The sequence below is a fragment of the Paracoccus nototheniae genome, from assembly GCF_004335005.1.
In the GTDB taxonomy this organism is placed as follows: Bacteria; Pseudomonadota; Alphaproteobacteria; order Rhodobacterales; family Rhodobacteraceae; genus Paracoccus; species Paracoccus nototheniae.
Map to the genome: position 1 here is coordinate 158,760 of NZ_RQRT01000001.1, position 24,947 is coordinate 183,706.

Sequence of the window (24,947 nt, forward strand, 5' to 3'; positions counted from 1 at the left end):
GCCCCCCGCAGCGGCCTATTCGGCCTGTGCAATCGCATCCTGAAACGAGGCGACCAGTTCTGGACCGACCCGTTCGGCCCATTGATCGAAGGCGGGCTGGGTGGCCTCGCGGAAGGCGGCCAGTTCCTCGGGGGTGGGTTCATAGACCTCCATCCCCTTGTCGCGCAGGAAGGCCAGACCGGTTTCGGTCCCTTCGCGGGTGATCTGGCGCTGATAGGCCATCGCCTCGGCCGCGACCTCGCGCAGCATGGTCTGGGTCTCGGCATCATAGGCGTCGAATTTCGCCTTGGAGACGCCAAGGAAGACCGGATCATAGGAATAGTGCCAGGCGGTCAGATAGCTTTGCACCTCATAGACCTGCTGGGGGATGATCACCGCACCGATGGGGTTTTCCTGCCCGTCCACCACGCCCTGCTGCAGCGCGGTCAGCGTTTCCGTCCACTGCATCTGCTGGGGATTGGCGCCAAGCGCGTTCATCACGTCGATATACATCGGACCCGCGACGCGCATGTTCAGACCGCGCATATCCTCGGGCGACTTGATCGGGCGGGTGTTGTTCGTGACCTCGCGAAAGCCGTTCTCGCCCCAGGCCAGAACCTCGATGCCCTTGGTCCGCAGGATCTCGCGCAGCGCCTCGGCGGGGCCGCCATCGGCGGTGGTCGCATCGACCTGCGCGTAATTCTCGTACAGATAGGGCAGCGAGAACACCGCCATCTCCTGCACCAGCGGCGTCACGTTGATGGCCGAGGTCATGACGAAATCCAGCGCCCCGCGCCCGACCATATCGGCCTGCCGCATCTGGTCGCCGCCTGCCAGCTGGGCGTTGGGGAACACCCGCAGCTCCATCTCTCCGTCGCTGCGCTCGGCCAGCAATTCGCCAAAGCGTTCCGCGCCCTGATGCCAGGTCGTGCCGTCGCCGGTATTGTGCGACAGGCGCAGCGTTTCCGCCATCGCCGCCCCCGTCCCAAGCGCCGAGACCAGTGCCGTCGCCCGCGCCAGCCGTCCCCATGCTGCAAGTCGCATCGCCATCCTCCCTGTCGAACAAGCCACCCTCCCGTGGCGTCGGTTCATATCATGGTGCGTCATTTCAATCGGTGGCAAGAAAAAACTTGCGCAGGCGCGGATATTTCCGCCATCCTGATGCGATATCCGGGGATCACAGCGTGATGCAGCCTATTGTATCGAACCATAATATGGACCAACCAGACACTGGCACGCAAAGCGTGGACCGGGCGCTGCTGCTGTTGAACCGCATCGGCGCCAGCGGGGATGATGGCGCGACACTGGCCGGGCTGGTGTCGCAGACCGGGCTGAACAAGGCCACCGTGCGGCGGTTGCTGCTGGCGCTGATCCGGGCGGGCATGGCCGAACAGGATGCCGCCAGCCGCTATCATCCGGGCGCGCAACTGCAGGTGCTGGGCGCGCAGGCGGCCCGCCGTCCCGGCCTGCTGGCTGCGGCGGGCGAAAGCGTCATGCGGCTGGCGCAGGTTACCGGAGATGCGGCGCTGCTGTCGGTGCGGCGCGGCGCCGGTTCGCTGTGCCTGATGCGCGAAGAGGGCAGCTATCCCCTGCGCAGCCACGCGCTGGTCGCGGGGCAGACCCATCCTCTGGGCGTGGGGGCGGGGTCTTTGGCGATGCTGGCCAGCCTGCCCGACGATCAGGCCCGGACCGTTCTGGCCGCGATCGCCCCGGTGCTGGCCGATCGGTTCCCGGCGCTGACCCCCGACCGGATGCGCGCGCTGATCGCGCGGACCCGTGCCGATGGCGTGGCCCTGAACCCCGGTCTGGTGATCGAGGGGTCATGGGGTCTGGGCATCGCCCTGCACCATTCCGACGGGCGGCTGGCGGGCGCGCTGTCGGTGGCCACCGTCGAGGCGCGGATGCGCCCCGACCGCCTGCCCGACCTGACCCGCCATCTGCGCGCCGAGGCCGCCCGGATCGAGGCCCGCCTGACGCCCCCCCATAAGGAACGACCCGCATGACCGACCCGATGATCATCGGCTGGAGCCATACGCGCTTTGGCAAATCCGACGCCCCCGACACCTGCGCCCTGATGGCCGAGGCGGTGCCTTTGGCGCTGGATCATGCGGGCATCAGTGCCGCCGAGGTGGATGGCATCTTTACCGGCGTCTTCAACAACGGCTTTTCGCGGCAGGATTTTCAGGCAGCCCTGGTCGGCATGGCGGTCCCCGATCTGGCCCATGTTCCCGCCACCCGGTTCGAGAACGCCTGTGCCACCGGCTCTGCCGCCCTGCATGGCGCGATGGATTTCATCGCCGCAGGCCGGGGCCGGATCGCGCTGGTGGTGGGCGCCGAAAAGATGACCGCCACGCCCACGGCGGATGTGGGCGACATCCTGCTGGGCGCCAGCTTCCGCAAGGAAGAGGCCGATATCGACGCCGGGTTCGCGGGCCTGTTCGGGCAGATCGCCGCCGGCTATTTCCAGCGATACGGCGACCGGTCCGAGGAACTGGCGATGATCGCCGCCAAGAATCACGAAAACGGCATGCGCAACCCCTATGCCCATCTGCAAAAGGATCTGGGCGTCGCGTTCTGCAACACCGTGTCCGACCGCAATCCACGCGTGGCGGGGCCTTTGCGGCGCAGCGATTGTTCGCTGATCTCGGACGGGGCGGCGGTGCTGGTGCTGGCGGATGCCGAGACCGCGCTGACCATGCGCCGCGCCATCGCCTTTCGCGCCCGCGCGCAGGCCAACGATCCGCTGGCCCTGTCGCGTCGCGACATGCTGCAGATGCGCGCCGCGCGCGCCGCGTGGTCGCAGGCGCTGGATCATGCGGGCCTGGTGCTGGACGATCTGTCGCTGGTCGAGACGCATGACTGCTTCACCATCGCCGAGATGCTGGAATACGAGGCGATGGGGCTGGCCGAACCCGGCCAGGGCCACCGCGTCATCCGTGACGGCGTGACCCGCAGGGACGGGCGTCTGCCGGTGAACCTGTCGGGCGGGCTGAAATCCAAGGGCCATCCGATCGGCGCGACGGGCGTGTCCCAGCATGTCATGGCCGCGATGCAGCTGACCGGCGAGGCGGGCGAGATGCAGCTGCCCGGCGCGACGTTGGCCGGGGTATTCAACATGGGCGGCGCTGCGGTCACCAACTATGTCTCGATCCTGGAGCGGGTGAAATGAGGCCCGTTTCCGACCGGGTGATGAACCTGTGCCATTTCCTGACCCAGAACGCCCGCCGCCTGCCCGATGCCCCCGCGCTGATCCATGGCGATCAGGTCACGACATGGTCGCAGATGCAGGCGCGGGTGGGCGCGCTGGCCCATGCGCTGATCCATGATTACGGGCTGGCCAAGGGCGACCGCGTTCTGGTGCAATCGGCCAACTGCCTGCAGATGTTCGAAACCATGTTCGCCTGCTGGCGCATCGGCGCGGTCTGGGTGCCCGCCAATTTCCGCCTCTCGCCCGGCGATCTGGCCTATCTGGCGCAATCCTCGGGCGCCCGGGCGATGATCTGCGGGGCGGCGTTCACCGCCCATGCCGAAGCCTGCGCACCCCATATCCCGGCGATCATCCCCATCGGCCCGTCCCCCCTTGGCACCGATCACGACGCCCTGATTGCCCGCCATCGCGGCCGGATGCCGCCCGAGGCGGCGGTCGCGCGCGACGATCCGGCGTGGTTTTTCTATACTTCGGGGACGACCGGGCGGCCCAAGGCAGCGGTGCTGACGCATGGGCAGATGGCCTTTGTCGTCACCAACCACCTGTGCGATCTGATGCCCGGCACCACCGAACATGACGCCTCGCTGGTGGTCGCCCCGCTGTCGCATGGCGCGGGCATCCACCAGTTGACGCAGGTCGCGCGCGGCGTGCCGACCATCCTGCCCGAGGGCGATCGGTTCGACCCCGCGCAGGTCTGGGAACTGGTCGAACGATACCGGGTGACGAACATGTTCACCGTCCCCACCATCGTCAAGCTGCTGGTCGAGGATGCGTCCGTGGACCGCTTCGATCATTCCAGCCTGCGCTATGTCATCTATGCGGGCGCGCCGATGTACCGGGCCGATCAGATCCGCGCGCTGGACAAGCTGGGCCCGGTGCTGGTCCAGTATTTTGGTCTGGGCGAGGTCACCGGCGCGATCACCGTGCTGCCCCCCGCGCATCATTCCGCCGATGATGGCGCGATGCGCATCGGCACCTGCGGTCTGGCGCGCACCGGCATGCAGGTGCAGATACAGGACGCCCAAGGGTGCGAACTGCCCCCCAACCGGACCGGAGAGATCGCCGTGACCGGCCCCGCCGTCTTTGCGGGCTATCACGACAATCCGGCTGCCAATGCGGCATCCTTTCGTGACGGCTGGTTCCTGACCGGCGATCTGGGGCACATGGACGATCAGGGGTTTCTGTATCTGACGGGCCGCGAATCCGACATGTATATCTCGGGCGGGTCCAACATCTATCCCCGCGAGATCGAGGAAAAGCTGCTGACCCATCCCGATCTGGCCGAGGTGATCGTGCTGGGCGCCCCCGATCCTGTCTGGGGCGAAACCGGGCTGGCGGTCTGCGTGGCGCGTCCGGGGGCCACGCACGATCCGCAGGCGGTGCTGGACTGGCTCGCGCCGCAGATCGCCAGTTATAAACGGCCCAAGCGGCTGCTGATTTGGGATGGGCTGCCGAAATCGGCCTATGGCAAGATCACCCGCAAGATGATCCGCGACGCGCTGATCGAACGCGGCGACTGGCCCTGCGATCACGATCAGCCGCAGGACCGCACAGCCGTTCAGGCCGGGGCGGGCTAGGCGTCGATGCTGATCCATCCCGGTCCCGCCGATCCGCAGCGGGTCCGCACCGTCGCCTGCCGCGCCCATCCGCTGCGTCTTTTGCTGCGGGCGGGCGTGCCGCTGGACCGTGCCATCGCTCAGGCCGTCCGGGCGGCGGGGTTCGGGGCCGCGTGGCTGAGCTTGCGGGATCTGCCCTGCGACCGGCTTGCCTTTGTCATTCCCGCCCCGCCACCCGGCGACGGGCGCGTGGCCTATTACAGCCGGACCCACAGGCTGGGCGCGGGCGCGCGCATCGTCATGGCGGGGCTGCATCTGGGGCAGGGCGGGGCGATCCATGCCCATGGATTGTGGACCGACCGGACCGGCACGGTCCGGATGGGCCATCTGCGCCCCGAAGAGACATTCTTGTCGCGCAATGTGCAGATCGAGGCATGGGGCATCGACGGCGCGGCCTTTTGCCGGGGTCCGGACAGCGAGACCGGCTTTGCGCTGTTCACCCCACGCGCGCAGCGCCGCAGGCATCGCGGGGGGCAGGCGGCGCGTCTGGTGCGCCTGCGCCCCCATCTGGACCTTGTCCCGACGCTGCGCAGGCTGGCCCGACCGCGCAGCCGCATTTTGGGGCTGGGCAGTCTGATCGGCACCCGCTTTGCCGATGCGGCACCCCTTCCCGGCCCGGCCACCGAAATCCTGATCACCGGGCAGGCAGGCGGGCAGTTGCGCATCGCCTCGGTCGGTGAGGGGGGCGATGCGCGGCAGGGCTGGTTGCTGGGCCCGAACCGGGTCTGCATCACCGCCGAATTGCTGCTGATCGACGCGCCCTGATCGACGCGCCCTGACCGGGCGGTATGACGGGGGGACCGGTCCGGCCGCCCGGCCTTGCGACCATCCGGTCGGTCGTCGCACCGGGGTGGCTTGTGCCCGGGCACGACCCCGGCCCGTCCCATGATCCCCTTGGACAAGGCCCCGCCCGGCCCCGGTCATCGTCACACAACTGTCACCTTGGTTAAGTATGACTGTCACGAAGCTGTTGTAGCAGGTCGGAGCCAGCTCACTCCACAGGAGACGACACATGAAATCCTTCGGCATTGCCGCCACCGCGTTGTCCGCGATCGCTCTGACCGCCTCGGGTGCCTTTGCACAGAGCCGCGATCAGGTTCAGGTCGCCGGTTCCTCGACCGTTCTGCCCTATGCCACCATCGTCGCCGAACTGTTCGGCGAGAATTTCGACTTTGGCAGCCCGGTGATCGAATCGGGCGGGTCCTCGACCGGTCTGCGCCGCTTCTGCGAGGGCGTCGGCGAGAACACCATCGACATCGCCAATTCCAGCCGCGAGATCCGCGACACCGAGGTGGCCGAATGTGCCGCCAATGGCGTCGAAGAGATCATGGAAGTGCGCATCGGCTATGACGGGATCGTCTTTGCCAGCGCGCAAACGGGCAACAGCTTTGAATTCACCCCGTCGGACTGGTTCAACGCCCTGTCCGCCAAGGTCGTCGCCGATGGCGCCATCGTCGACAACACCGCCGCCAACTGGTCCGAGGTGAACCCCGATCTTGCCGATCAGGAAATCCTGGCCTTCGTGCCCGGCACCCGTCACGGCACCCGCGAAGTGTTCGACGAAAAGGTCATCATGCAGGGTTGCGAAGACACCGGCGCCATGGAGGTCTTCGTGGCCGAAATGGGCGAGGACGAGGGCGAGGCCGCCTGCATGACCCTGCGCACCGATGGCCGTTCGGTCGATATCGACGGCGATTACACCGAGACGCTGGCCCGTATCGGCAGCTCGCCCAACGGGATCGGCGTGTTCGGCCTGTCGTTCTATGAGAACAACACCGACACGCTGCAGGTCGCGACCATGGGCGGCGTCACCCCCTCGACCGAGACGATCGCCTCGGGCGAATATCCCGTGTCGCGTCCGCTGTTCATCTACGTCAAGAAGGCCCATATCGGCGTCATTCCGGGCGTGAAGGAATTCGCGGAATTCTTCGTCTCGGACGCGATCGCCGGTCCCGACGGCCCGCTGGCCGCCTATGGTCTGGTGTCCGACCCGGAACTGGCCTCGGTCCAGCAGGCCGTGGCCGACGAAGTGACCATGCAGTAACCGACAAGACCGGACCGGCGCGGGCATCCTGCGCCGGTCCGATGCTTTTCCGCGCCTGAAACGCCCCCCTTCGCCGCCATTTCGAGGTTCCCTGATGCCAATGTCCTGGGCCCTGTTCGCCGCCCTGCTGCTGGCCGTGGCCGGTTTCTATCTGGGGCGCAGCCGCGCCTGCCAGGCAGGCGGCAGCGATGTGCGCACCCTGCACAGCCGTCCCACCTATCACGGCGCCAATGTCGGGCTGTCGGTCCTGTTGCCGGCGCTGATCGTGCTGGCGCTGGCCTCGGGGTTGCGCATGGCCGGGGTGATCCCTGCGTCGTCCGGCGCCATCGCGGGTCTGCTGGCCCTTGGTGCGGCGGTGGCCGGGCTGGGCTGGGCGATGACCCGGATCGACAGCGATTTCCGCGCCCGCAACGCGGTCGAGCGGATGGTGATGGGTCTGATGATCTTCTGTTCGATGATCGCCATCGCCACCACCCTTGGGATCGTGCTGTCGCTGATCTTCGAAACCATCAGCTTTTTTGGCCAGTACAGCCTGACCGAGTTCTTTTTCGGCACCACATGGTCGCCGCGCTTCGAGGGCAATTCGCGCCTTGGCATGCTGCCGCTGCTGTGGGGGACGCTGTATATCAGCTTCATCGCGCTGCTGGTGGCGGTGCCCATCGGCCTGTTGGCGGCGATCTATCTGTCGGAATATGCCAGCCCCCGCCTGCGCGGCTTTGCCAAGCCCGCGGTCGAGGTTCTGGCGGGCATCCCGACCATCGTCTATGGCCTGTTCGCGCTGGTGACGGTCGGCCCGATGCTGCGCGACTGGATCGCCCAACCCATGGGTCTGGGCAATTCGGGCAGCTCGGTCATGACGGCGGGGCTGGTCATGGGGATCATGCTGATCCCGTTCGTCAGCTCGCTGTCCGACGACATCATCAACGCCGTGCCGCAAAGCCTGCGCGACGGCGCCCTGGGGCTGGGCTCGACCCCGTCCGAGACGGTGCGCAGCGTCGTCATTCCCGCCGCCCTGCCGGGCATCGTCGGCGCCATCCTGCTGGCCGCCAGCCGTGCCATCGGCGAGACGATGATCGTCGTGCTGGGCGCCGGTGCCGCCGCCACCATCAGCGGCAACCCGTTCGAGGCGATGACCACCATCACCGTCAAGATCGTCAGCCAGCTGACCGGCGACAATGATTTCTCGTCGCCCGAAACGCTGGTCGCCTTTGCCCTTGGCCTGACGCTGTTCGTCATCACGCTGGCCCTGAACGTCATCGCGCTTATCATCGTGCGCAAATATCGCGAGCAGTACGAATGACCGACATCTCATCGACCACCCCTGCCGGGCGCAAATCGCTCTATGTGCAGGACGCGCGCACCCGCCGCCGCAACGCCGCCGAAAAGCGCTTTCGCGCCTATGGGCTGACGGCGATCATCATCGCGGTGCTGATGCTGGCGATGCTGGTCTTTACCATCCTGCGCAACGGCTCGGGCGCCTTCACCCAGACCTATCTGTCGCTGCCCGTCGCGCTGGATGCGCAGGTGCTGGACCCCAAGGGCAACCGCGATCCCGCCGAGATGGCCTCGGTCCTGACGCTGTCCTATGGGCAGGTGCTGGACCGCGCGCTGGAAACGGAAATCGCCGCGCTGGACCTGACCATCGAGGGTCTGGGCGCGGGCGATGCCAACCGGCTGATCTCGCGCGATGCCTCGGCGCAGCTGCGCAACCGTGTGCTGAGCGATCCCGAACTGGTCGGGCAGGTGGTCGATGTGAACGTGCTGGTGAACGGCCGGATCGACGGCTATTTCAAAGGCCGCGTCACCGCCGAGACGGCGGCGCGCGATGCCAACGTCTCGCCCCAGCAACTGCTGCTGGCGCAGGCGCTGGCCGATAATGGCACCATGGTCACCCGGTTCAACTGGGGCTTTCTGACCCTGCCGGATGCCTCGGATCAGCGCCCCGAGGCGGCGGGCGTCGGCGTCGCCATTCTGGGGTCGCTTTACATGATGCTGGTGGTGCTGGTCCTGTCGGTGCCCATCGGGGTCGGCGCGTCCATCTATCTGCAGGAATTTGCGCCGAAGAACCGCTGGACCGACATGATCGAGGTCAATATCGCGAACCTGGCCGCCGTGCCCTCGATCGTCTTCGGCATCCTGGGGCTGGCGGTGTTCATCAACTTTGCCGGGCTTCCCGCCTCGGCGCCCATCGTCGGCGGTCTGGTGCTGACGCTGATGACCCTGCCCACGATCATCATCGCCACCCGCGCGGCGCTGCAATCGGTGCCACCCTCGATCCGCGATGCGGCGCTTGGGGTGGGGGCGTCGCGGATGCAGACGGTGTTCCACCACGTCCTGCCGCTGGCCATGCCCGGCATCCTGACCGGCACCATTCTGGGTCTGGCGCAGGCCCTGGGCGAGACCGCGCCCCTGCTGCTGATCGGGATGGTCGCCTTTGTGCGCGAATATCCCGCCGCCCCGCCCGAAGGGCTGTTCGATCCGGCCTCGGCCCTGCCGGTTCAGGTCTATAACTGGACGCAGCGCGCCGATCCGGCCTTTGTCGAACGCGCCTCCGGTGCCATCATCGTCCTGCTGATCTTCCTGCTGTGCATGAACCTGCTGGCGATCTATCTGCGCCGCAAGTTCGAGCGCCGCTGGTAGCGCGGCCCCACAGGAGACATGACCATGTACGACACCACCCGACCGGAGAATGCCGTGGACCAGCAAACCATCAAGATCCAGGCCCGCAACGTACAGGTCTGGTATGGCCAGAAACAGGCCATCAAGGATCTGAACGTCGAGATTCTGGACAAGACCGTGACCGCCTTCATCGGTCCCTCGGGCTGCGGCAAGTCGACCTTTCTGCGCTGCATCAACCGCATGAACGACACCATCGACACGGCCCGGATCGAGGGCGAGATCACCATCGACGGCGAAAACATCTATGACCGGCGCATCGACCCGGTGCAGCTGCGCGCCAAGGTCGGCATGGTATTCCAGAAACCCAACCCCTTCCCCAAGTCGATCTATGACAATGTCGCCTACGGCCCACGCATCCACGGTCTGGCCCGCAACAAGGCCGAGATGGACGAGATCGTCGAACGCTCGCTGCGCGGCTCGGCCCTGTGGAACGAGGTCAAGGACCGGCTGTCCGAACCCGGCACCGGCCTGTCGGGCGGCCAGCAGCAGCGGTTGTGCATCGCCCGCGCCGTGGCGACCAGCCCCGAGGTTCTGCTGATGGACGAACCCTGTTCGGCGCTCGACCCCATCGCCACCAGTCAGGTCGAGGAACTGATCGAACAGCTGCGCCAGCAATTCTCGGTCGTGATCGTGACCCATTCGATGCAGCAGGCCGCCCGCGTCAGCCAGAAGACCGCGTTTTTCCATCTGGGCAACCTTGTCGAATATGGCGACACCGACGACATCTTCACCAAGCCCCGCGACAGCCGCACCGAAGCCTATATCTCGGGCCGGATCGGCTGAGGCCGGACCTTGCCACGGCCCTGAAAGGACATCACGATGAACCGCGACAAGCATATCTCTTCAGCCTTCGACCGCGATCTGGAGACCATTCAGGCGCTGGTCGTGAAGATGGGCGGCATGGTCGAGGCCGCGATCACCGATGCCTCGACCGCGCTGGACACGCGCGACGAGGATCTGGCCGATGACGTGCGCCGCCGCGACAAGGCGATCGACCTGATGGAGATGCAGATCAACGAGGATGCCGCGCGCCTGATCGCGCTGCGCGCGCCCACCGCCACCGATCTGCGGATGGTGCTGGCGGTGATCAAGATCTCGGCCTCGCTGGAGCGGGTGGGCGATTACGCCAAGAACATGGCCAAGCGCACCTCGGTCCTGTCGCAGATGCCCGCCATGGAAGGCTCTGGCATCGCGCTGCGCCGGATGAGCCAGGCGGTGAACAAGATGCTGCAGGACGCGCTGGACAGCTATATCCGCCGCGACGCCGATCTGGCCCATGACGTGCGCCAGCGCGATCTGGAGGTGGATCAGATGTATAACGCGCTGTTTCGCGAATTCCTGACCCATATGATGGAGGATCCGCGCAACATCACCCCCTGCATGCATCTGCATTTCATCGCCAAGAATGTCGAACGGATGGGCGATCACGCGACATCCATCGCCGAACAGGTGGTCTATCTGGTCACCGGCGATCTGCCAGACGAGGCGCGCCCGAAAAGCAGCAGCGTCGTCGCCCCGATGGCGGGGGTCTAGGCCGATGGCACGGCAAGCCCCCTGCGTGCTGGTGGTCGAGGATGAGGGCGCGCAGCGCGAAGTCCTGCATTACAACCTCGAAGCCGAAGGCTTCGACGTGGTGATGGCCGATAATGGCGAGGATGCGCTGCTGCTGGTGGCCGAGGAACAGCCCGATCTGATCGTGCTGGACTGGATGCTGCCCAAGGTCTCGGGGATCGAGGTCTGCCGTCAGGTCAAGGCCGATCCCTCGACCCGCAACATCCCCATCATCATGCTGTCGGCGCGCAGCGAAGAGGTCGACCGCGTCCGGGGTCTGGAAACCGGGGCCGACGATTACGTCGTCAAACCCTATTCGGTGGTGGAGTTGCTGGCGCGGCTGCGCACCCAGCTGCGCCGCACCCGCCCCGCCACGATGGGGGAACGGCTGTCCTTTGCCGACATCATCCTGGACGCCGCCGAACATCGCGTTTTCCGCGCCGGTCAGACCCTGCATCTGGGCCCGACCGAGTTCCGGCTGCTGTCCACGCTGATGGAAAAGCCGGGCCGGGTCTGGACGCGCGAACAGCTGCTGGACCGGGTCTGGGGACGCGACATCTATGTCGACAGCCGCACCATCGACGTGCATGTCGGCCGGTTGCGCAAGGCGCTGATGAAGAACGGCGGCGAAGATCCGCTGCGCACCGTGCGCGGCGTGGGCTATGCCCTGGGTTAAAGGGTCGGCCCTCGGCCGGCGCCCGATGCGCGGCTGATCAGGGCGCTGCACGAAGGGCTGTGTCTGCCGGACGGGGCGGGAACCGCCTAGACCAGCACATCCCCGTCCCGTGGCGCGCGGTCTTCGGCGATGGCCTGCAGGTTATCCATCATCCGCTGCAGGGTCGGGGCAAATCCGTCCGAAGAAATGGCGGCCAGATGCGGCGTCAGGATCACCCGGTCCAGCCCCAGCAGGGGATTATCGGGGGTGATCGGCTCGACCGAAAAGACATCGACGGCGGCGCCGCGCAGCTGGCCCGCGCGGATCGCTGCGGCCAGATCGGCCTCGACCAGCACCCCGCCGCGGGCGGCATTGACCAGAATGGCATCGGGCTTCATCAGGGCCAGACGGTTGGCGTCGATCAGGTTGCGGGTGCTGTCGTTCAGCTCGCAATTCAGCGTGACGACGTCCGAGGCCGCCAGCAGATCGGGCAGGGTCGCGAAACGGGCGCCGGTCGCGACTTCTTGTTCGGGGGTCAGGGGATGGCGCTTGGTATAGAGGATGTCGCAGCCGAAACCGCCCAGCAGCCGTGCCAGCGCCATGCCGATATGGCCCATGCCGACGATGCCAACCACCCGCCCCGACAGCCGCATCGAGGTGGCGCCCAGTTCCGTCTTGGGCCAGCCGCCGCGCTGGATGCCCAGATGGCCGCGCGCGATGTTGCGGTTCACCGCCAATATCAGCCCAAGCGTCGTTTCCGCCACCGTCACCGCGTTCGACCCGGTCGTGCGCAGCACCCGGACCCCGTGGCGGGCCGCGGCGTCCAGATCGATGCCGTCAAAGCCCACGCCCCATTTATGCACCGCGCGCAGGCCCGGCACGGCCATCATCGGGGCGGTGACGGGCACGTCGCCGGTGATCGCGAAAGCGGCGCCCTGCAAGGCGTCGCGCTGATCGGCCTCCTCGCGCGACCGCGCCGTGGTCAGATCCCAGCCCTGCGGCAGAAAGGGCCGGATGCGGTCCAGCCGTGCGGGATCGGCGGGGTCCAGAAGGACGATGCGGGGCATGAAATCTAATTCCCTGTCAAAGAGTAAAGCGCACGCCGGGCCGGGCCAGCCCGCCGCCATGGGCCATGACCGTGCCATCGGCCCGCCAGCAGGCAGCCCCGGTCATCGGACCCTCGGGGCCGAAACTGATGGCATTCATGCCGCCGCCGATGGTCTTGGGCAGGCGCACCTCGTATCCCATCGCGCGCAGGGCGGGGGCCATGGGGACATAGGCGGGCTCCAGCTCCAGATGCTGGCCTTGGGTCCACAGGCGCGGCGCCTCGACCGCCTGTTGCAGGCTCATCCCGTGGTCGATCAGGTTGACGATGGCCTGCAGGGCCGAGGGAAAGATCCGCACCCCGCCGGGCAGGCCAAGCGCATGGACGGGCCGCCCGCCTTGCAGCACGATCATCGGCGCCATCGATGTCGGCACCCGCTTGCCCGGCCGGATCGACAGCGCCCGCCCGGGATGAGGGTCATAGTTCATCATGTAATTGTTCGGAATGATCCCGGTCCCCGGCACCATGAAACGCGCCCCGAACAACCCGTTCAGCGTATGGGTGGCGGTGACGATATTGCCGTCGCGATCGGCCACGGTCACATGGGTGGTGTCGCGGCTTTCCTGCCCGCCGGGCGCCAGCGCCCCGGTCCGCATGTGCAGGCGGTTCTGGCAAACATCGGCATATTCCTTGGAAATGAACCGCTCCACCGGGACATCGACGAAATCGGGATCGCCCGAGGCGGCGCGCCGGTCCTCGAACCCCACGCGGATCACCTCGGCCAACAGCGCCATCGTTTCGGCCGAGCCAAAGCCCATGGCGCGGATATCATGCGCCTCCAGCATGTTCAGCATCTGGACGATATGGACCCCCGACGATGCGGGCGGCGGCGGCCCGGCAATCTGATAACCGCGATAGCTGCCCATGATCGCCTGCCGTTCGATGGCACGATAGCGGGTCAGATCGGCCAGCGTGACATGGCCCGCATCCGGGCCACCGGTGGCCAGCCGGTCGGCCAGCGCCCGGCCCAGATCGCCGCCATGCAGGGCCTCGTCACCCTCGGCCTGCACCAGACGCAGGCTTTCGGCGTAATCGCCCATGATCATCCGGCTGCCCACCGGGGCCGGCGCCCCGCCCGGCATGAACAATCCCGCGATGACCGGATCGGCCATTAGATCGGCCCCATGTTCGCCAAGCGCGCCGTTCAGATAGGGGCTGACGGCAAAGCCGCGCGCGGCGGCATTGATCGCGGGTTCGACCACATCGGCCCAGGGCAGGCGCCCATAGCGGCGCTGCATCTGGGACCAGCCGCGCAGATTGCCCGGCACCGCCACGGCGGATGCACCCAGCATGTTGCGCCGGTCGGCCGTGTCCATGTCATCGGGCGGTTCGTCCGAGACGGGCGTGAACATGTCGGACCGCGCGTTCTGCCCCGCCACCGACAGCGCATCGACGATCACATGGCGCCCGTCGGCCAGCCGCAGATGGCTGATCCCGCCCCCGGCGATGCCGACCATCATCGGCTCGACCACGCTCAGCGTCAGCAGGGCGGCGACGGCGGCGTCCACGGCATTGCCGCCCGCCGCCAGCATCGCCGAGCCCGCCGCCGAGCCAAGCGGAGAATTGGTCGCGACCACCCCCAGATCCCCCGTCACAGACCGCTTGTCGCAGCGGAACGGCAGGGTTTTGTCAGGGACGGTCATCGATCACATCTCATTTGTCGCGGTTGCGCCATGGCGCCACGCGGTCAGCTTAGGCAGGATCGGCGGCAGGGACAACCGGGGCGCAGTCCGGGGCAAACCATTCCGTTCGCGCCAGCCGGTCCGGGCTTATCCTTTGGGCAGATGCGGCGGCGGACCCATCATCGGCGGCCAGACTGCCAGACTGCCAGCCTGCCTGCCAGCGCGTCGGGGCGTCGGGGCGTGGACCGCTTTGCCGCTTGCGGCAGGGGCGTGCCCATGCGACGCAGGATTTTGTTCCTGATACCGGGTCAGTACTGTGGTCAAACGTTCCCGTCTCAGATCAGGTCGCGGCAAGGCCCGGCGCAGCTCTCTGGGCGGCGCGATGGGCGGGCTGATGGCGGCGATGATCGGATCGACCGCCAAGGCGATGACAAGGGCGGCCACGACCGCGACCAAGGCTGCCGTCAGATCTGCCGCGAAAAAGCCCAAGGTCACCGCGAAAAAACCCAAGGCCGCCCCAAAACCTGCATCATCGGTGCGGGTGGCGCCGGTCAGGGTGGCGGCGGTGCCAAAGACGGCGCGCTTTACCTCGGGCAGCTATGGCTGCGAGGCCGGGACGCGCAGCTACAAGCTGTATGTGCCATCGACCGCCACAGGGCCATTGCCCTTGGTCGTGATGCTGCATGGCTGCGGGCAGACGCCGGACGATTTCGCCAAGGGCACCCGCATGAACGCACTGGCAGAAGAGCGTGGCGTGATCGTTCTGTATCCCGCTCAATCGCGCGACGCGCATCCCAACCGCTGCTGGAACTGGTTCCGCGAGGGGGATCAGGGGCGCGGCGCGGGCGAGCCTGCCATCCTGTCTGGCATGGTCCGCCAGATCCTGACCCAGCAGCCCATCGACCCCGCCCGCGTCTATGTCGCGGGGCTGTCGGCGGGGGGATCGGCGGCGATGGCGCTGGCCCACGCCTATCCCGATCTGTTTGCCGCCGTGGGGTGCCATTCCGGTCTGCCGATGGGGGCGGCGCGCGACCATGGATCGGCCCTGATGGCGATGAAACAGGGCAATTCGGGCATCCGGCTGAACCACCCCCTGCCGACCATCATCTTTCACGGGGGCGATGATCGCGTCGTCGCGCCCCGCAATGGAAGGCTTGTCGCCCTGCGCGCGCTGGAACCCTTTGCCCGGCTGGAGGTAACCGAACAGGCCCGCCAGATCGCGGATGGACGCGCCTATGTCCGCACCAGTCACCGGGTCGGGCGTGGACGGTCCTATGTCGAACATTGGCTGATCAAAGGTTCGGGTCACGCGTGGTCGGGCGGTTCGCGCACGGGCCGCTTTGTGGACCCCGCAGGCCCCGATGCCTCGCAAGAGATGCTGCGGTTCTTTCTGCGCCACAAGACCACCCTGCGCACACGCCGGGCCGGGCCGGGCGCAGCATAGCCGGGCACGTCCCTGACGTGGGCCCGTGAGGGTGGGTCAGCGCAGGATGCGCCGCAGCCCCTCCTGCACCTTCAAAAGCGGTTCCAGATACAGACCGGTCAGATCGCCCGCCCCGGACTGCACCGCGGCGACGCCGGTGTTCAGGGCGGCGATCACCCGGCCATGCACCGAATAGAGCGGCACGGCGATGGATCGCAGGCCGGGCTCGACCTCCTGATCGATGACGGCATAGCCTTGGTCACGCGCGGCATCGATCCGGGCCATGATCTCGGCCGGGTCGGTCAGACTGTGGGGGGTGCGGGGGGTCAGATCGCAGGCCTCGATGATCGCGCGGGCCTGATCGCGGGGCAGGGCGGCCAACAGCACCCGCCCCATCGACGTGCAGTGAACCGGCAGGCGCGATCCGGGCATCAGGCCAATGGACATCACCCGCCGCTGCGCTGCGCGGGCCAGATAGACGATCTGGGCCCCGTCCAGAATCGATACGGATGTCGATTGCCCGATCCTGTCGGACAGCTGATCCAGCCAGGGCTGGACCAGCTGCGCCAGAGGCATCGCCGCCAGCGCCCCCATGCCAAGCCGCAGAACCCGCGCGGTCAGGGTAAAGAACTTGCCGTCGTAATCGGCATAGCCCAGATCGTGCAGCGTCAGCAGACAGCGCCGCGCGGTGGCGCGATCCAGCCCCGTCGCCGCCGCCACGTCCGAGATCGACAGGCGCGGCTGATCCGCGCCGAACGCCTCGATCACCTGCAGGCCCTTGCCAAGTGATCCGATGATGTCGGTTTTGTTCGCCATGCGCACATGATTATTCGGTATCCGAACAAAGCTCAAGATGCGAACAAAATACTTGGTCTGCCGCTGTTCCCCGGTCTAACCCTTGTCCAAAGCACAGGAGCGATCATGGACAAGCGCATTGCCACCCTGCCCGAAGCGGTGGCCGGTATCCCCAACAACGCCACGGTGATGATCGGCGGCTTCGGCGGCTCGGGCGCGCCGATCGAACTTATCCACGCCCTGATCGACCGGTTTCTGGCCACGGGCAGCCCCAGAGGCCTGACCGTCGTCAACAACAATGCGGGCAACGGCCATGTCGGCATCGCGGCGATGATCGAACAGGGGATGGTCGCACGGATGATCTGTTCCTTTCCCCGATCCGCGGATCCGCGCGTCTTCACCGACCGCTATCTGGCCGGGGATATCGCGCTGGACCTGGTGCCGCAGGGCACGCTGGCCGAACGCATCCGCGCGGGCGGGGCAGGCATTCCGGCCTTTTACACGCCCACCGGTTTCGGCACCGATCTGGCGCAGGGCAAGCCTGTGGCGGAATTCGAAGGGCGGTCCTATGTGCAGGAACGCTGGCTGAAGGCCGATGTCGCGCTGATCAAGGCGGAAACCGGCGACCCCCTTGGCAATCTGACCTATCGCATGGCGGCCCGCAATTTCGCCCCGCTGATGGCGATGGCGGCGGCGCGGACCGTGGTGCAGGTCAGCCATCTGACCCAGCCCGGCGGCATCGACCCCGAGGCCGTGATCACGCCCGGCATCTTTGTCGATGCCGTGGTGCATGTGCCCGATCCCGCGCAGGAAGAGGATCTGAACCGCGCAGGCGCGCATTACCCGCAGGGGGCAGCATGACGACCCGACTGACCAACGCCCAGATCGCGTGGCGCGCCGCGCAGGATATCCATGACGGCGCCTATGTGAACCTTGGCATCGGCTTTCCGGAAATGGTCGCCCGCTTTCAGCCGCCCGGCCGTCAGGCGATCTTTCACACCGAAAACGGCATCCTTGGGTTCGGCGCCGCCCCCGCGCCGGGGGACGAGGACTGGGATCTGATCAATGCCGGCAAGAAGGCCGTGACGATCCGGCCCGGAACGGCGTTCTTTCACCATGCCGACAGCTTTGCGATGGTGCGGGGCGGGCATCTGGATGTGGCGATTCTTGGCGCCTATCAGGTGGCGCAGAACGGCGATCTGGCGAACTGGTCCACCGGCCCCAAGGGCGTGCCCGCCGTGGGCGGCGCGATGGATCTGGTGCATGGGGCCAAACGCGTGGCCGTCATCACCGATCACGTCACCAAGGATGGCAAGCCCAAGCTGGTTCAGGCCTGCACGCTGCCGCTGACCGGGGTGGGCTGCGTGACCCGCGTCTATACCTCGCTGGCGGTGGTGGATATCGAAGCGGGCCGGTTCGTGTTGCGCGAAAAGCTGGCCGTGATGTCATTCGACGATCTGCAATCGCTGACCGGCGCCGCGTTGCATGTCGATGGCGCCGTGACCGACCTGACCGTACCGGAGCTGTGACATGACCGACGCATTCATCTGCGACTATATCCGCACGCCCATCGGCCGCTATGGCGGCGCGCTGTCATCGGTCAGGGCGGATGATCTGGGGGCCATCCCCCTGCGCGCGCTGATGGCCCGCAACGGGGGCGTGGACTGGCAGGCGGTCGACGACGTGATCTTTGGCTGCGCCAATCAGGCGGGCGAGGATAACCGCAATGTCGCGCGCATGTCGCTGTTGCTGGCCGGCCTTCCGGTCGGGCTGGGCGGCACCACGATCAACCGGCTGTGCGGGTCGGGCATGGACGCGGTGATGACCGCCGCCCGCGCCATCCGCGCGGGCGAGGCCGATCTGATGATCGCGGGCGGGGTGGAATCCATGTCGCGCGCGCCCTTCGTCATGCCCAAGGCGGACACCGCCTTTTCCCGCAGCGCCGCCATTCACGACACGACCATCGGCTGGCGTTTCGTCAATCCGCAGATGGAGGCGCAGTACGGCGTCGATTCCATGCCCGAGACGGCGGAGAACGTCGCCAGCGATTTCGCGATCAGCCGCGCAGATCAGGATACCTTTGCCCTGCGCTCGCAGCAAAAGGCCGCGCGGGCGCAGGCCAATGGACGGCTGGCCTCCGAGATCACGCCCGTCAGCATCGCGCAGCGCAAGGGCGATCCCAGACTGGTCACGCAGGACGAACATCCCCGCGAGACTATGATCGAGACGCTGGCCGGGCTGAAGGCTCCCTTCCGCAAGGGTGGCACGGTGACGGCGGGCAATGCCTCGGGCGTCAATGACGGGGCGGCGGCCCTGATCATCGCGTCAGAGGCCGGGGCCCGCAGGCATGGCCTGACCCCCATCGCCCGCGTGTTGGGCGGGGCCGTGGCCGGGGTTGAACCACGCATCATGGGCTTTGGCCCGGCGCCCGCGTCGCGCCGGCTGATGGCCAGACTGGGCCTGGGCCAGGCCGATTTCGACGTGATCGAACTGAACGAGGCCTTCGCTTCTCAGGGTCTTGCCACGCTGCGCGATCTGGGGATTGCCGATGACGATCCCCGCGTGAATCCCAATGGCGGCGCCATCGCGCTTGGCCACCCCTTGGGCATGTCCGGCGCGCGCATCACCGGCACCGCGGCGCTGGAACTGATGCGCAGCGGCGGCAAGCGGTCGCTGTCGATGATGTGCATCGGCGTGGGGCAGGGCATCGCGCTGGCACTGGAGCGGGTCTGACCTCAGCCCTCGTCGGCATCCGGGGGCGTCAGGTTGTTGGCCTGCAGCCAGGCGGGCTTTTCGGCATACATCTCGCGGATCAGGCGCTTGACCAGATCCAGATCGCGGGATGTATCGCCCGCCCGGTGGCTGAGAATAACCGGAGAGGTCGCGCGCGGGCTGTCGATCACGCGATAGCGCAGGTCGGTCCGCATCTGCTGCGCGGATGAGGGGATGATGCAGATCCCGGAATCGGCGGCGACCAGACCAAGCGCGGTCTGGATCTCGCGCACCTCCAGCACGTCATGGGGGCGGATATCCTCGGCCTGCAGCAGGGTCATGACCTGATCGGCATAGCTGGGGCGCGGTTCCTTGGGATAGACGATCAGATGCTGGCCCGCCAGATCGGCCAGCCGGATCGGCGTCGCCTGTCGTGCCAGGGCCGCGTCGGGGGGCAGGGCCACGACCAGCCGTTCCTCGCGCAGGGTGGTGCTGGCGACGTTTGGATCGCTGTGCCGCATCCGGCCAAAGCCGATATCGATGCGGCCTTCCTTCAACGCCGCGACCTGCTGGATCGACAGCATCTCCAACAGCTGGATGTCCAGTTCCGGGGCGTTCCGGCGCAGCTTGCGCACCAGCACCGGCAGCCCGCCGTAAAGGGTCGAGGCGACGAAGCCGATCGACAGAACCCGGTTGCGGTTCATGCCCACCCGGCGCGTCGCATCCTTCATCTGATCCACCCGCCCCAGCACCTGCAGCGCCTGTTCGTAAAACAGCCGCCCCGCATCGGTCAGCTTGATGGGGCGGCTTTTGCGGGTGATCAGGGTCACGCCCAGCTCATCCTCCAACAGCTGGATCTGACGGCTCAGCGGCGGCTGCGCGATGTTCAGCTGTTCGGCGGCGCGGGTAAAGTTCCGGGCGCTGGCGACGGCCACGAAATAGCGCAACTGACGCAGATCCATCGGGTCTCTTTTTCATCGTTTTGGGTATGCTGCACTGCAGCGCGCAGATGATTGCGGGGCGTTTCGCCATCATAATACCCACAGGGTATCGCATCAAACCAAATCGGTCTTGGACGCAGCGGCCCCGGACCGGCATTCTGGCGACATGAACCAGTCATTCGCCCCCCTCGCCACCGCCGCCCCCGTGATTTCACGGGTCGAGACGCTGATCCTCGATCTGCCCACCATCCGCCCGCACAAGCTGTCGGTCGCGACGATGACCGGGCAGGTCGTGACGCTTGTGCGCCTTCATTGCAGCGACGGGGTCACCGGTCTGGGCGAGGGCACGACCATCGGCGGGTTGGCCTATGGCGGCGAAAGCCCCGAAAGCATCAAGACCAATATCGACACATGGTTCGCCCCGGTGATGATCGGTCAGGATGCCACGCGGGTCGGGTCGCTGATGGCGCGGATCGGACGGATGGTGCGCGAGAACCGCTTTGCCAAATCGGCGGTGGAATGCGCGCTGCTGGATGCCCAGGGCCAGCGGGTCGGCCTGCCAGTCAGCGAGCTGTTGGGCGGGCGGCGGCGCGACCGCCTGCCGGTGGCCTGGACATTGGCCTCGGGCGATACCGCGCGCGACATTGCCGAGGCGGAACGGATGCTGGATCTGCGCCGCCACCGCGTCTTCAAGCTGAAGATCGGCGCGCGCGGGCTGCGCGAGGATATCGCCCATGTCGCGGCGATCGGGCGGGCGCTTGGTGACCAGGTCTCGATCCGCGTCGATGTGAACATGGCCTGGTCGGAACATCAGGCCGCGTTCGGCATGGCGGCCCTTGCCGATGTGGGCTGCGAACTGGTCGAACAGCCCGTCGCATCCGCCGCCGCGATGGGCCGTCTGGTGCGCCGCTTTCCCATCGCGCTGATGGCTGATGAATCGCTGACCGGCCCCGACAGCGCCTTCCAGATCGCCCGTGTGCAGGGCGCCGATGTCTTTGCCGTCAAGCTGGAACAAAGCGGCGGCGCCTTCGACGCCCTGCGCGTGGCGGCCATCGCGGATGCGGCGGGGATCGGCCTTTATGGCGGCACGATGCTGGAGGGGGCGGTGGGCACGGTCATCTCGGCCCATGTCTTCGCGACCTTTGCCAATCTGCAATGGGGGACCGAACTGTTCGGCCCGCTGCTGCTGACCGAAGAGATCCTGACCGAGCCGCTGGATTACAGCGATTTCGAACTGACCGTTCCGACCGGCCCCGGCCTCGGCCTGACGCTGGATTCCGATCGCGTGGCGTTTTTCGCCCGCGACGGCCTGCGCAAGACGATCAGCCTGCCCCAAGCAAGGATATGACGATGCTGTATCATGTGTTCATGGACGTGACCCTGCCGCGCGATCTGCCCGCCGACGAAACCGCCCGGATTCTGGCCCGCGAAAAAGCCTATTCGCAGGATCTGCAACGCAGCGGCAAATGGCGCCATATCTGGCGGATCGCCGGGCAATACGCGAATTACAGCGTCTTTGACGTGCAGGACCATGACGAGCTGCACCGCATCCTGTCCGGCCTGCCCCTGTTCGATTTCATGGACATCCGGGTGACGCCGCTGCTGCGCCACCCTTCGGCCATCCGCGAGGATGACCGCTAAGACCGCCCACCGGCAGGAAAGGGAGCCCTGCCGACCAAGTTTCAAGATGAATCCAGGAGGAGAAACCCATGACCGTGACGATCTTTGACCGACCCGACATTCAGGATTTCCTGAAAGACCTCAGCGGCCTGACCAACAGTGACGGCGATCCGCGCATGAAGCAGATCGTGCACCGGCTGATGTCGGATCTGTTCCGCGCGATCGACGATCTGGACATCACGCCGGACGAATACTGGCAGGGCATGGCATGGCTGAACGATCTGGGCGCGGCGGGGCAGGCGGGGCTGGTCTCTCCGGGGCTGGGGATCGATCATTTCATGGATGAACGGCTGGATGCCATCGACGCCGCTCTGGGCATTGAGAACCCCACGCCGCGCACCATCGAAGGCCCGCTATATGTGGCAGGCGCACCCGAGGCCGTGGGCTTTGCCCGGCTGGATGACGGGCGTGACACCGACGGCCACACGCTGCTCATGCATGGCACGGTGCGCGGCGCCGACGGCCAGCCGATGGCGGGCGCCAGGGTCGAGGTCTGGCATTGCGACACGCGCGGCTTTTATTCGCATTTCGACCCGACCGGCCAGCAGGCACCCTTCAACATGCGCCGCACGATCATCACCGACGATCAGGGCCGCTACAAATTCCAAAGCATCCTGCCCAGTGGCTATGGCGTGCCCCCCGGCAGCCCGACCGAGGCGCTGCTGAGCGCGCTTGGACGCCACGGCCAGCGCCCGGCCCATATCCACCTGTTCGTCAGCGGTGATGGCCATCGCAAGCTGACCACCCAGATCAATATCGAGGGCGATCCCCTGATCGACGACGATTTCGCCTTTGCCACCCGCGAAGGGCTGGTGCCCCCTGTCATGGAACGCAGCGACGCCGACAGCATCGCGGCCCACAGCCTGACCGGCGCCTTTGCCGAGATCGCATTCGACATCCACCTGACCGCCCTGATCGACGGCGTGGACAACCAGTTGAACGAACAGCGCCGCCGCGCGGCCGCCTGATCGCACCCGGGGTCGCGGGGGACTGCCCCCGGCCCGCCCCATCCCCTCCTGTTTTCTTCATGACATCCATACAAGGCCTGCCCGCATGCGGCGCAGCCTTGGGAAAGGACCACGCATGTCTGCGATTATCGACAAGGCCCGCGATCTGGACCATCTGCTGGCCCATGCCGTGCAGGACGACGCACAGGCCGGGCTGTTCCGCTGCCGCCGCGACATCTTTACCAACGAAGATCTGTTCGCGCTGGAGATGAAGCACATCTTTGAAGGCAACTGGGTCTATCTGGCCCATGAAAGCCAGATCCCCCAGATCAACGATTACTATACCACATGGATCGGTCGCCAGCCGGTGGTCATCACCCGCGACAAGACCGGCGGTCTGAACGCCGTGATCAATGCCTGCGCGCATAAGGGCGCCATGCTGTGCCGCCGCAAGCAGGGCAACAAGGGCAGCTTCACCTGCCCCTTTCACGGCTGGACCTTTGCCAATACCGGCACGCTGCTGAAGGTCAAGGATGCCCGGACGACGCAATATCCCGACCAGTTCGCCAAGGACGGATCGCATGATCTGACCCGGGTCGCCCGGTTCGAAAGCTATCGCGGGTTCCTGTTCGGCAGCCTGAATGCCGATGTCGCGCCTTTGGCCGATTATCTGGGCGACACCACCGTGATCATCGACCAGATCGTCGATCAGGCCCCCGAGGGGCTGGAGGTGCTGCGCGGCAATTCATCCTATATCTACGATGGCAACTGGAAGCTGCAGATGGAGAATGGCTGCGACGGCTATCACGTCAGCTCGGTCCATTGGAACTATGCCACGACCATGGACCGGCGCAGCGAGACCGGCACCAAGGCGGTCGATGCCAACAGCTGGAGCAAATCGGTCGCGGGCGTCTATGGGTTCGACAACGGCCATATCCTGCTGTGGACCAACACCGCCAACCCCGAGGTCCGCCCGGTCTGGAACCGGCGCGAGGATATCGCGGCGCGCTTGGGTGCGGACAAGGCGGCCTTCATCGTCAACCAGACGCGCAATCTGTGCCTCTATCCGAACGTCTTTCTGATGGACCAGTTCAGCACCCAGATCCGCGTGATCCGCCCGCTTGGCGTCGATCGGACCGAGGTGACCATCTTTTGCTTTGCCCCCAAGGGGGAAAGCGCCGGGGACCGCGCCACCCGCATCCGCCAATACGAAGATTTCTTCAACGTGTCCGGCATGGGCACTTCGGATGACCTTGAAGAATTCCGCGCCTGCCAGACCGCCTATGCCGGCAGCGCGCGCCTGTGGAACGACATGTCGCGCGGTGCGCCTTTGTGGATCCACGGCGCGGATGACAATGCCCGCCGCATGGGCCTGAACCCGCTGATCTCGGGCGAACGCAGCGAGGATGAAGGCCTGTTCGTCTGCCAGCACGACTACTGGGCCCGCGTCATGCGCGACGCTCTGGCCCGCGAAAAGACCGGAGAGATGGCATGAGCATCGATTACCCCGCCATCTGCGCGTTCCTGTATCGCGAGGCGCGCCTGCTGGACGACCGGCAATGGGACGACTGGCTGGCCTGCTATGCGCCTGACGCGCCCTATTGGATGCCCGCATGGGACGACAACGACCAGACGACCCGGGATCCGCAATCCGAAATCTCGCTGATCTATTATCCCAACCGAGAGGGGCTGGAGGATCGGGTCTTCCGCATCAAGACCGAACGGTCCGGCGCATCCACGCCAGAACCCCGCACCAGCCATGCTGTCCAGAATGTCGAGGTGATCGCCGATCGCGGGGCCGAGGTCGATGTCCGCTATAACTTCCACACCCTGAACCACCGCTACAAGGCGACCGATCAGTTCTTTGGGACCATGTTCGTGACCCTGCGGCAGGACGATGGCGGGCTGCGGATCGCCGCGAAAAAGATCGTGCTGAAGAACGACTACATCCGTCAGGTCATCGACGTATATCACGTCTGACCGCCCCGAC

General features: G+C 66.4%; 24 protein-coding genes. 19 read left to right on the forward strand and 5 right to left on the reverse strand.

The window, feature by feature from the left end; genetic code table 11:
• Positions 1-15: 15 nt before the first annotated feature.
• Positions 16-1,023 (reverse strand): DctP family TRAP transporter solute-binding subunit, encoded by a 1,008-nt coding sequence (locus EG885_RS00730; protein WP_131572545.1) that lies wholly within the window; start codon positions 1,021-1,023, stop codon positions 16-18.
• Positions 1,024-1,193: 170 nt separating this feature from the next.
• Between EG885_RS00730 and EG885_RS00735 the strand changes: the two genes are divergently transcribed.
• From EG885_RS00735 to phoB, 10 genes are all read left to right on the forward strand, one after another.
• Positions 1,194-1,982 carry an IclR family transcriptional regulator gene (locus EG885_RS00735; protein WP_131572546.1) on the forward strand — a complete coding sequence of 263 codons (789 nt, stop codon included), beginning with the start codon at positions 1,194-1,196 and terminating at the stop codon, positions 1,980-1,982.
• A complete protein-coding gene (locus EG885_RS00740) occupies positions 1,979-3,148 on the forward strand; it encodes an acetyl-CoA acetyltransferase (protein WP_131572547.1) in 1,170 nt (389 codons plus the stop codon). The genes EG885_RS00735 and EG885_RS00740 overlap by 4 nt, the downstream gene beginning before the upstream one ends.
• Complete coding sequence (locus EG885_RS00745; RefSeq protein ID WP_131572548.1) at positions 3,145-4,764, forward strand: acyl-CoA synthetase; 1,620 nt, start codon at positions 3,145-3,147, stop codon at positions 4,762-4,764. Before EG885_RS00740 ends, EG885_RS00745 begins: the two co-directional genes overlap by 4 nt.
• Before the next feature lie 6 nt (positions 4,765-4,770).
• Positions 4,771-5,568 (forward strand): PPC domain-containing DNA-binding protein, encoded by a 798-nt coding sequence (locus EG885_RS00750; protein WP_131572549.1) that lies wholly within the window; start codon positions 4,771-4,773, stop codon positions 5,566-5,568.
• A gap of 247 nt (positions 5,569-5,815) precedes the next feature.
• On the forward strand, positions 5,816-6,847 hold the full coding sequence (locus tag EG885_RS00755; RefSeq protein WP_131572550.1) for a substrate-binding domain-containing protein: 1,032 nt from the start codon (positions 5,816-5,818) through the stop codon (positions 6,845-6,847).
• 94 nt (positions 6,848-6,941) lie between these two features.
• Positions 6,942-8,147, forward strand: a complete 1,206-nt coding sequence (gene pstC, locus EG885_RS00760; RefSeq protein WP_131572551.1) for a phosphate ABC transporter permease subunit PstC — start codon at positions 6,942-6,944, stop codon at positions 8,145-8,147.
• The gene (gene pstA, locus EG885_RS00765; protein ID WP_131572552.1) at positions 8,144-9,487 is read left to right on the forward strand and encodes a phosphate ABC transporter permease PstA; all 1,344 of its coding nucleotides are present in this window, start codon (positions 8,144-8,146) and stop codon (positions 9,485-9,487) included. The genes pstC and pstA overlap by 4 nt, the downstream gene beginning before the upstream one ends.
• Positions 9,488-9,505: 18 nt before the next feature.
• Positions 9,506-10,309: a phosphate ABC transporter ATP-binding protein PstB gene (gene pstB / locus EG885_RS00770; RefSeq protein ID WP_207392157.1), complete on the forward strand. Its 804-nt coding sequence runs from the start codon at positions 9,506-9,508 to the stop codon at positions 10,307-10,309.
• 36 nt (positions 10,310-10,345) lie between these two features.
• Positions 10,346-11,059 carry a phosphate signaling complex protein PhoU gene (phoU, locus tag EG885_RS00775; protein WP_131572553.1) on the forward strand — a complete coding sequence of 238 codons (714 nt, stop codon included), beginning with the start codon at positions 10,346-10,348 and terminating at the stop codon, positions 11,057-11,059.
• Positions 11,060-11,063: 4 nt separating this feature from the next.
• Complete coding sequence (gene phoB, locus EG885_RS00780; RefSeq protein WP_131572554.1) at positions 11,064-11,753, forward strand: phosphate regulon transcriptional regulator PhoB; 690 nt, start codon at positions 11,064-11,066, stop codon at positions 11,751-11,753.
• A gap of 86 nt (positions 11,754-11,839) precedes the next feature.
• Here phoB and EG885_RS00785 read toward each other — a convergent pair whose 3' ends face one another.
• On the reverse strand, positions 11,840-12,799 hold the full coding sequence (locus tag EG885_RS00785; RefSeq protein ID WP_131572555.1) for a 2-hydroxyacid dehydrogenase: 960 nt from the start codon (positions 12,797-12,799) through the stop codon (positions 11,840-11,842).
• Positions 12,800-12,815: 16 nt separating this feature from the next.
• A complete protein-coding gene (gene ggt, locus EG885_RS00790) occupies positions 12,816-14,480 on the reverse strand; it encodes a gamma-glutamyltransferase (protein WP_131572556.1) in 1,665 nt (554 codons plus the stop codon).
• A gap of 295 nt (positions 14,481-14,775) precedes the next feature.
• On the opposite strand from ggt, the gene EG885_RS00795 reads away from it, so the two are divergent.
• Complete coding sequence (locus tag EG885_RS00795; RefSeq protein ID WP_242679447.1) at positions 14,776-15,903, forward strand: extracellular catalytic domain type 1 short-chain-length polyhydroxyalkanoate depolymerase; 1,128 nt, start codon at positions 14,776-14,778, stop codon at positions 15,901-15,903.
• A gap of 36 nt (positions 15,904-15,939) precedes the next feature.
• Here EG885_RS00795 and EG885_RS00800 read toward each other — a convergent pair whose 3' ends face one another.
• Positions 15,940-16,698 carry an IclR family transcriptional regulator domain-containing protein gene (locus EG885_RS00800; protein WP_131572557.1) on the reverse strand — a complete coding sequence of 253 codons (759 nt, stop codon included), beginning with the start codon at positions 16,696-16,698 and terminating at the stop codon, positions 15,940-15,942.
• A gap of 105 nt (positions 16,699-16,803) precedes the next feature.
• Between EG885_RS00800 and EG885_RS00805 the strand changes: the two genes are divergently transcribed.
• From EG885_RS00805 to pcaF, 3 genes are read left to right on the forward strand one after another with little or no spacing between them, the layout of a single operon-like run.
• Positions 16,804-17,538: a 3-oxoacid CoA-transferase subunit A gene (locus tag EG885_RS00805; RefSeq protein ID WP_131572558.1), complete on the forward strand. Its 735-nt coding sequence runs from the start codon at positions 16,804-16,806 to the stop codon at positions 17,536-17,538.
• Entirely contained in the window at positions 17,535-18,206 is a 672-nt protein-coding gene (locus EG885_RS00810; protein ID WP_131572559.1) for a 3-oxoacid CoA-transferase subunit B, read from the forward strand. The genes EG885_RS00805 and EG885_RS00810 overlap by 4 nt, the downstream gene beginning before the upstream one ends.
• A gap of 1 nt (position 18,207) precedes the next feature.
• Positions 18,208-19,410: a 3-oxoadipyl-CoA thiolase gene (gene pcaF, locus EG885_RS00815; protein WP_131572560.1), complete on the forward strand. Its 1,203-nt coding sequence runs from the start codon at positions 18,208-18,210 to the stop codon at positions 19,408-19,410.
• 2 nt (positions 19,411-19,412) lie between these two features.
• Here the strand turns inward: pcaF and EG885_RS00820 are convergent, their stop codons facing one another.
• Positions 19,413-20,351 carry a LysR family transcriptional regulator gene (locus tag EG885_RS00820; protein ID WP_131572561.1) on the reverse strand — a complete coding sequence of 313 codons (939 nt, stop codon included), beginning with the start codon at positions 20,349-20,351 and terminating at the stop codon, positions 19,413-19,415.
• A 145-nt stretch (positions 20,352-20,496) separates the two neighbouring features.
• On the opposite strand from EG885_RS00820, the gene EG885_RS00825 reads away from it, so the two are divergent.
• The 5 genes from EG885_RS00825 (at position 20,497) to benB (ending at position 24,937) form a co-directional block, all read left to right on the forward strand.
• Positions 20,497-21,678: a muconate/chloromuconate family cycloisomerase gene (locus EG885_RS00825; protein WP_131572562.1), complete on the forward strand. Its 1,182-nt coding sequence runs from the start codon at positions 20,497-20,499 to the stop codon at positions 21,676-21,678.
• Positions 21,679-21,680: 2 nt separating this feature from the next.
• Positions 21,681-21,971, forward strand: a complete 291-nt coding sequence (gene catC, locus EG885_RS00830; RefSeq protein WP_131572563.1) for a muconolactone Delta-isomerase — start codon at positions 21,681-21,683, stop codon at positions 21,969-21,971.
• Between the two features lie 68 nt (positions 21,972-22,039).
• Positions 22,040-22,978, forward strand: a complete 939-nt coding sequence (gene catA / locus EG885_RS00835) for a catechol 1,2-dioxygenase (protein ID WP_131572564.1) — start codon at positions 22,040-22,042, stop codon at positions 22,976-22,978.
• A 115-nt stretch (positions 22,979-23,093) separates the two neighbouring features.
• Positions 23,094-24,452: an SRPBCC family protein gene (locus tag EG885_RS00840; protein WP_131572565.1), complete on the forward strand. Its 1,359-nt coding sequence runs from the start codon at positions 23,094-23,096 to the stop codon at positions 24,450-24,452.
• Positions 24,449-24,937: a benzoate 1,2-dioxygenase small subunit gene (benB, locus tag EG885_RS00845; RefSeq protein WP_131572566.1), complete on the forward strand. Its 489-nt coding sequence runs from the start codon at positions 24,449-24,451 to the stop codon at positions 24,935-24,937. Before EG885_RS00840 ends, benB begins: the two co-directional genes overlap by 4 nt.
• Positions 24,938-24,947: the final 10 nt, after the last annotated feature.